The 6,000-nt window shown below is 69.2% G+C and carries 7 protein-coding genes and 1 pseudogene; 6 read left to right on the forward strand and 2 right to left on the reverse strand.

The window, feature by feature from the left end; all coding sequences use genetic code 11:
- Positions 1-147: 147 nt before the first annotated feature.
- Both KUM03_RS32105 and KUM03_RS32110 read left to right on the forward strand, forming a co-directional pair.
- On the forward strand, positions 148-399 hold the full coding sequence (locus KUM03_RS32105; RefSeq protein ID WP_217254058.1) for a hypothetical protein: 252 nt from the start codon (positions 148-150) through the stop codon (positions 397-399).
- 23 nt (positions 400-422) lie between these two features.
- Positions 423-785 carry a hypothetical protein gene (locus tag KUM03_RS32110; RefSeq protein WP_217254059.1) on the forward strand — a complete coding sequence of 121 codons (363 nt, stop codon included), beginning with the start codon at positions 423-425 and terminating at the stop codon, positions 783-785.
- Between the two features lie 165 nt (positions 786-950).
- Here the strand turns inward: KUM03_RS32110 and KUM03_RS32115 are convergent, their stop codons facing one another.
- The gene (locus KUM03_RS32115) at positions 951-1,754 is read right to left on the reverse strand and encodes a class I SAM-dependent methyltransferase (protein ID WP_217254060.1); all 804 of its coding nucleotides are present in this window, start codon (positions 1,752-1,754) and stop codon (positions 951-953) included.
- A gap of 315 nt (positions 1,755-2,069) precedes the next feature.
- On the opposite strand from KUM03_RS32115, the gene KUM03_RS32120 reads away from it, so the two are divergent.
- Positions 2,070-2,702: a recombinase family protein gene (locus KUM03_RS32120; RefSeq protein WP_217254095.1), complete on the forward strand. Its 633-nt coding sequence runs from the start codon at positions 2,070-2,072 to the stop codon at positions 2,700-2,702.
- A gap of 247 nt (positions 2,703-2,949) precedes the next feature.
- Positions 2,950-3,252, forward strand: coding sequence for a hypothetical protein (locus KUM03_RS32125; RefSeq protein WP_217254061.1), 303 nt, complete (start codon positions 2,950-2,952; stop codon positions 3,250-3,252).
- Between the two features lie 479 nt (positions 3,253-3,731).
- On the opposite strand, the gene KUM03_RS32130 is transcribed toward KUM03_RS32125, so the two are convergent.
- Positions 3,732-3,968, reverse strand: coding sequence for a hypothetical protein (locus KUM03_RS32130; RefSeq protein ID WP_217254062.1), 237 nt, complete (start codon positions 3,966-3,968; stop codon positions 3,732-3,734).
- A 474-nt stretch (positions 3,969-4,442) separates the two neighbouring features.
- Here KUM03_RS32130 and KUM03_RS32135 point away from each other — a divergent pair, with 474 nt between their 5' ends.
- On the forward strand, positions 4,443-4,742 hold the full coding sequence (locus KUM03_RS32135) for a hypothetical protein (protein ID WP_217254063.1): 300 nt from the start codon (positions 4,443-4,445) through the stop codon (positions 4,740-4,742).
- A gap of 1,162 nt (positions 4,743-5,904) precedes the next feature.
- Positions 5,905-6,000, forward strand: a pseudogene (locus tag KUM03_RS32140) (hypothetical protein); the annotation flags it as partial.

Consider the following 6,000-nt stretch of genomic DNA (forward strand, 5'->3'; position numbering starts at 1 on the left):
GGTTCCGGCCTGGCCCACGGTGGTCGCGTCGAAGCTTGCGCATGGACAGCACGGAGTCATCGGTAACGCTGGCGCCGCCGATGGTCTTGCCTCGCCGGCCCGCGGCCTCGTGGCCTTCGGGTGCGGTCTCGGACGTACTCGCGTTCCATGCCGGACAGCGCGGCCGGCACGGTGAAGACGATCGCCGCCAGGGTCGTGCGGACCCTGGAACTCCCCGGTGAGGAACTCCAGCGCGATGTCGCCGGCGCGCAGCTCCTCGGCGAGCGTGGCGAGGTCGATGCCGCGCCGAGGCGCTTGGCCGGTCACCGGCCGCTGAGGCCCCGCCGCCCGGAAATACCTGACGCCTGCGCGTATGCCTTCTTGCTACAAGTGAAGCCCTCGCGTGACGCTATGGGCTGACGAGCAGTCGTGCAGGGGTGGGCGTGTCGCAAGGTTGGAAGATCACGGTCATTGTGGTTGCGGCGGCCGGTGTCGTGTCGACACCGCTGGTCTGGCTGCTGGGCAGCCCTGATACCGGCCAGCTGGTCGGCGCCACGATGCAGGCCGCTACCGGCATCGCCGCCCTGGTCTGGGCGCTGCTGCAACGGCCGCCGGCCTCAGTTCCGGGCCCGGAGGACCTGGCCGTCGACACCGGGAATGCTGACGGAACTGACGGCGGCACGGCTCACACCGGTGTGCGGCGCCCAGGCGGTACGGGGACCGGGTCGGCGAAGGCAGAGCGGACAGGGAACGCTACCGCGCAGGGCCCCGGCAGCAGCGCCGGCACCGGCGTCGACTACAGCTGATCCCCAGGCCCGCAGCACTTCACGAGAGGGAGCACTTCCTGCCATGAGGAGCCGGAAGCACCGCTCCATGTCCGGCCCCGATGGAGCCGGGCCCGAACCGAGGGCCGTGTACCAACACAGCCGGTGCGAGCCGGCAGGTCGGCAACGACAACGACGCAAGGCGGATCAGCGCGGCGGCTCGGACGTGCCTCGCGCCTGGTCGCGGCCTACGACCACCAGGTATCCATCGCTCTCGGGGTCGAAGGTGGTGGACTGCACCGTGAGCCCAACGCTCCGCAACTGCGCCACGAGGTCCTCGTACCGGTAGGGCCAGATGGACAACCGCTCCGAGCAGGCTCGCACTGCCCCATCCGGCTCGATCTGGGCGACCACGATCTCGAGGAAGTGTTCCTGCTCCCAGCGCTGCTCGATCTGCCAGTAGTAGCTGACGACCGCATCGCGGTCGTTGCGGCGGATGAGTCGATCGCGGACGTCTACCCGTGAGCCGGCGGAGCGCACGAGCTCCCAGTTGCGTGAGTGGAGCACAAGGCGTCCGCCCGGATTCAGCAGCCGCGACATCGCTTCCAGTGCGGTCAGGCGCCCGGCTGCCCCCTCGGCGTGCCCGAGCGAGTTGCCGACGCAGAACACCAGATCGAACGTGGAGTCCTCCAGGTGGTCGGGCAGCTCGTCCCAGCTCGCGCGGAGGGCTCGAAGCGGGACACCCTGCTCGTCGGCGGCCTTCTCGGTCCGGCGAACCATCCCATCACTGGCGTCTGCGGCGACCACGTCAAGACCAAGACTCGCGAGACCGACGGCGAGCTGGCCGGTTCCACACGCGCAGTCGAGGACGCGCGCGTTGGGCGGCGAAGAGCCCACGACATCGCTGTAGTAAACCGAGGCTGCCTTGGCGGGGGTCAACCTGTCGTCCCCGATCAGCCACTCGTATACGTCGGAAAGCGCCCCATAACCAGCCACCGCGATAACCTCCATCACTCGACGACACGCGGGCTGGACCGCGCCTGCGATTCGGACCTTGCGCCTCGCACTGTGCCGGGCCGTGTCAGCGAAGCATTGAGCAGGACCCAACCACTTCCGGCCGCTGAGGCTCCACCGGATTTCGTGGGAACCCGCGGCACGCCGCACCGGCGCAGGTCCCCATTCCACCGGCGCCCCCATCGGCCACGATGGGGACCGCGGTCGGCAAGCGCGCGTTCACTGGAGAGCGCTTCAGGCACAGCCATCCAAACTGATTGCCGAAACGCCGCGTCCGGATGAAGGACCGCCAGCGACCGCCGGTTTTTCCGCATCGGGTACGCCCGCTGCTCGACCCTCGGGCAGGAACTCGACTCCCAGCTCGACGCGTTCGCCAGGCACGGCACCCCGAGGGACAAGATCTTCAGCGAGAAGATCAGCACCCGCATCCGCGTACGGCCCAAGTTCGAGGAGGCGCTGCGGACCGCACGGGAGGTCAAGACGCACGCCCCGCACTGCCGGGTCATCTTCACCGTGTACGAGATGAAGCGCCTCGGCCGCGACGCCGCCGAACTCACCGCGCTCGCCGACCACCTCACCGCCCACGGCCTGGCTCTGGAGATGCTCGCCGGGCCCCTGCCCGGCATCTACGACCCCACCGGCCCCGGCAAACTGCTGTTCGCGTTCTTCGCCGCAATGGCGGAGACCGAGCGGGAGAACATCCGCGAGTCCACACTCGAAGGGCTCGACACCGCAGCACGCAAGGGCAAGCACGGCGGTCGGCCACCGGTCATCACCGACGACATGCTCCATACCGTGCTGCGGCGCCGCGCGGGCGGCGAGTCCGTCGAGCAGATCCAGCCCGACCTGATCATCCCCACCGGCAAGCGCAAGGGGCAGAGCCTCTCGGTGGCCAGCATCTACCGGGCGCTCGCCGAGCACGCCAAGCGCGAGGCGTACCCGTAAGCCGTCGAGCAGGCTCACGTCGACTTCGCCACCGGCCCCGAAGTTCCAGAACCCCGTACGGAAACCGAGGCCCTAATGACACCCTGAGTTCTTGTCACTTCGTGGCAGCTTCGGGAGCTCAGGGCCAAGAAGAACCGCTTCAGCTCCCGGCGCGTGGGCGCCGCGGTGAACGTCCCGTACGCCTCAGCCTGCTCATCAGTCAGAATCTCCACCGGCACGAGCCGGACCGGAGCTGTTGAGGAGCACCATGGCGTGGGCCTACGCGGAACTGGCCAAGGAAGCAGCCAAGCGCGGCGGTCCCACCGCGCTGCGCGCCTTCTACACCGGGCGGGGCATCATCATCGGCGGCGCCGTCACCAGCGCCCCCATCGCGGGGACCGTCGCCTACGACAAGTGGAGCAAACGCCGCACCGCTGGGTCTTCGAGAACGGTGAACCCGTCAAGACCGTCTTTGGTTCCAGGCCAAAGGCCGAACTGGAACAGGCTTTTCACGAATTTCTACACGCTTGGGTCTCAGCCTCCCGGTCAGGAAGGCCGCGCGTTGCGCTAGTCCGGCTCGGGGGACGGGCCGTGTCGGTGACCAGACGATCGCCAGCGCGGCGGCGAGGCAGACGGGTGCTGACTCTCGCTTCAGCGCCGAGCATCTCCTCGTTGCGGCGTTCGCGATATCGGGCGCTGAGTGGCCCTTCTTGCTCCCGCCGTTCGGTGCATGAGCCGCCGAAGGGGGGTGCACCCGTCCGCCGAGCGAGGAAGCGGCACGGCACGCGAACCGAGGGCTGGCGAGCGGCGCCTCTGGCCTGCCAGAGCGGTTGTGCGACGGTGGAAGAACGCGAAACCGGTCGACCCCCGTGGATGTCGGCCTTCGGGCTTACGGAGTTGCCCCCCCACCAGGGCACTCGCACCCCGTCATTGTCGGCTCGCCCCTGTTCACCGGGGGTGTTTCGCCTGTGGGCTCAACAACCCCCGGGAAGGGGGCGCGCACGTGTGGCCCAGTCGTCGTCATGAGAGGTGTCCAGGCGGCAGGCGCCGTTACCTCTCGGCGGTGTCGATCACGTTGCCGTCCAGGCAATGGTTCACGTGGTCCAAGGCCTTTCCGTCCTGAGGGACGATGGCGACTTCCTGAAGGCACACGGTCGCGGTGCTGAAAGCCCAGTCGCTCGCAGCGTCTACGGTGCCGCCGAGGGCGGGGCCGGTATTGGCGTGGGCTGCGGGAGCCGCGAGGAGGAGAGCGAGAGCGGGGACTCCTGCGAACACGATCTTCTTCATGCGCTGGCAACGAGCACAGGCGCGGTGAGGATGCGGGGCGTGGAATCACTCGTACGCGGGGCATGTACCGGTCACTCTCGATGACTTGGCCGCCGCCTGCCAGGTTCACCGCCTTGAGCCGAGCAGTCCGGCCGGCTCGTCTCACGACCACCGCATGCCGATCGTGGTCACCTGCTCCACCCGCTCCGAGGACGGCGTCGCGGCCCTGCTCCGCAGGTTTTCGATCCAGGCCCCAGCAGGTGCTCCGCTCCTCGTGCTCCTCGCTGGTGACGGTCCGTGCGGTGTGCTTCCCCGGGAGCTGCCCCTCGCGCTTGTAGACCTGGCGGGCGGCCTCGTACCTCCCGCTCGCGCGCGGGTACAGAACGGCAGGGACGGGCGCTCCCTCGGGCGGACGCCTTTCGTTCGAACAGAGCTTGGGTGCAAGCCACACGGAAATCCTGTTGTAGGGAAATTCCCCTTGAAGGGAGCGCAGAAATGGCCATCACCGCCAACGAGAACCTTCAGATCATCCGTGGCACCGTCGCGGCCGACGGCACCCGGACCGCCGGCTACGGCTTCACGGTCACCAAGACCGGCGACGGCACGTACACCATCACCTTCAACAACGACTTCGCGGAGCCGCCGTCGGTCGTTGCCACCATCGACGGCGACAGCTGGTACCTGCTCGACAACGCGCACGCCGCCGGCGCGACGGCTCAGAGGGTGACGATCCGCACGGGCGACTCGCTCGGTGCCGTCTCAGACCGTCCCTTCCACTTCATCGCCATGGGCTGACCAACCGGGGGTCTCCCCGGCCGGAACCAATGGCCGGGGAGGCCCCCGACAGTCGCAGACAAACCAGTCAGCTCCCTCGACAACTGGCTGTCAGGCCCACCGCATGCCGATCGCGTACACCTGTTCGACCCGCTCCGGTAACAACGCCGGGGCCCTGCCGCGCTGATTGCGGATCCATCACCAAGCTGCTGATTCTCGCTTCAGAGCCGGAGCGCCTTCCCGCTGCACCCATGCCTACTACAACCGCGGCGACGACGTCGCCGACTGGCGCATCAGCCGCGCCTGATCGTCGGCGGCCTCCACGCAGCACAAGCCCCGCCGCGGACACTCAACTGCGCGAGAGACTTCGGCTCTCCCCACACGCGCTCCACGCGACATCGAACGGCGAGATGCACTCCGAGTTCGGCCGGCCGGTTGGGCCACACCCGGATCCAGCGGGGATCGTGACGGGCGGGTGCACCAACTTCCGGCAGGTGGGAGGGAGGCTGCCGTCGGCGCGCGTCGGCGTGTCTGGCGAGGCGATCGGGGTGGCCGTCTCTTATCAGTGAGGTCCGCCGGTGGCCGGCCCTTGTGGGACGGCCACACCGACTCTTCCCGTGGCGTCACGCCGGGGTGATCACCAGGTGATGACGACGGAGCCGTCGGTGCCGCCGTTGCCGGAGCTGAAGGTGCTGCCGCCGGTGCCGCCGACGCCGCCCTGGCCGGCCCCGGCGGGAACCTTGGCCCCGGGGAGGTCGGCGCGCTTGCCCGCCGTACCGGCCGTGAAGTTCTTCGCATTGCCGGCCTCGGCGCTGATCGCCCCGGTGCCGGTCGAACTCATGTTGCGCGGGGCGTCGCACAAGTAGCCGCCGCCTCCGCCGCCCTCGCCGCCGATCGTGTCCGGCTTGTTGCCGGAGCCCCAGGCGCCGCCCGCACCGCCCCCGTCGTTCTTGTTGCCCGGCGAGCCGTTCGTTCCGCCGCCGGACCCGCCGGGGCCGCCGGAGCCGCCCTCCACCCTGCCTTCAACGCCCTTGGGACCACCGCCGCCCGCGCCGCCGACCCGGACGCCGATCCTCGAACCGGCACCGGAAATCGTGCACTTGGCCACACCACCACCCGCGCCGCCTCCGCCCCCGCCACCGGTGCGGTACATCTGCGAGTACAGTCCCCCGCCGCCCCCGCCGCCCCCGCCGAGTCCAACGTGCCCCTGCTGATGGGGCTGCTGGGCATCTGGTACGGCAACTTCCTGGGCGCCCAGTCGCACGCCGTACTGCCGTAC

Source organism: Streptomyces sp. AC602_WCS936 (genome assembly GCF_019049125.1).
Taxonomy (GTDB): Bacteria; Actinomycetota; Actinomycetes; order Streptomycetales; family Streptomycetaceae; genus Streptomyces.

What these genes read in the sequence shown, in the direction of transcription:
- KUM03_RS32105 (WP_217254058.1), top strand. Translation starts at nt 148, where the DNA reads ATGCCGGACAGCGCGGCCGGCACGGTGAAGACGATCGCCGCCAGGGTC.
- KUM03_RS32115 (WP_217254060.1), bottom strand. Translation starts at nt 1,754, where the DNA reads ATGGAGGTTATCGCGGTGGCTGGTTATGGGGCGCTTTCCGACGTATAC.
- KUM03_RS32125 (WP_217254061.1), top strand. Translation starts at nt 2,950, where the DNA reads ATGGCGTGGGCCTACGCGGAACTGGCCAAGGAAGCAGCCAAGCGCGGC.
- KUM03_RS32130 (WP_217254062.1), bottom strand. Translation starts at nt 3,968, where the DNA reads ATGAAGAAGATCGTGTTCGCAGGAGTCCCCGCTCTCGCTCTCCTCCTC.
- KUM03_RS32135 (WP_217254063.1), top strand. Translation starts at nt 4,443, where the DNA reads ATGGCCATCACCGCCAACGAGAACCTTCAGATCATCCGTGGCACCGTC.